This window comes from Micromonospora sp. DT178 (genome assembly GCF_049841695.1).
Taxonomy (GTDB): domain Bacteria; phylum Actinomycetota; class Actinomycetes; order Mycobacteriales; family Micromonosporaceae; genus Micromonospora.
Genome location: NZ_JBNCKV010000049.1, coordinates 1 through 719, shown reverse-complemented (window position 1 = coordinate 719; position 719 = coordinate 1). Strand labels below are relative to the sequence as shown.

1 protein-coding gene is annotated in these 719 nt (G+C 68.4%); it reads right to left on the bottom strand.

Annotated elements, in window-relative coordinates:
• The coding region (locus ACLQ22_RS31895) for an SDR family NAD(P)-dependent oxidoreductase (protein ID WP_425695583.1) at positions 1-683 on the bottom strand (683 nt) is incomplete at its 3' end.
• Between the last annotated feature and the right edge of the window lie 36 nt (positions 684-719).

Sequence of the window (719 nt, the reverse complement as noted above, 5' to 3'; positions counted from 1 at the left end):
TTGGCCCGCAGCACCGTCTCCAGCCGCTGCGGCGTCAACGCCTCGATCACCCCGTCGTCGAGCACTCCGGCGGTGTGCACCACCCCGACCACCGGATGCTCGGCCGGCACCGCCGCCAACACCTCAGCCAGGGCATCCCGGTCAGCGACATCACACGCCGCCACCTGCACCCGCGCACCCAGCTCAGTCAGATCAGCGACCAGCTCCGCCGCCTCCGCCGCGGCCGGGCCCCGCCGGGACAACAACAACAGATGCCTGACCCCATGCGTGGCGACCAGATGCCGGGCCACCAACCCACCCAACACCCCGGTCCCACCAGTGATCACCACCGTGCCACGCGAATCCAACCCAGCCGGCAACCGCAGCACCACCTTGCCCACATGGCGGGCCGCTTGCAGGTAGCGCAAGGCCTGCACTGCTTGAGCTGACTCGAATACGCTCACCGGCAGTGGCTGGAGGATGTCAGCGGCGAACATGTCCAGGATCTCGCCCAGCATCTGCCCGATCCGGTCAACACCGGCGTCGGACAGGTCGAACGCCTGATACACCACCCCGGGAAGGTCTGCGGCAACCCCGGCCGGATCCCGCACGTCGGTTTTACCCATCTCCACAAACCGACCGCCACGGGGCAGCAGCTGCAGCGACGCGTCCACGAATTCCCCGGCCAGGGCGTTGAGGACCACATCCACACCCTCCCCCCCGGTCGTGGTCAGGAAGCT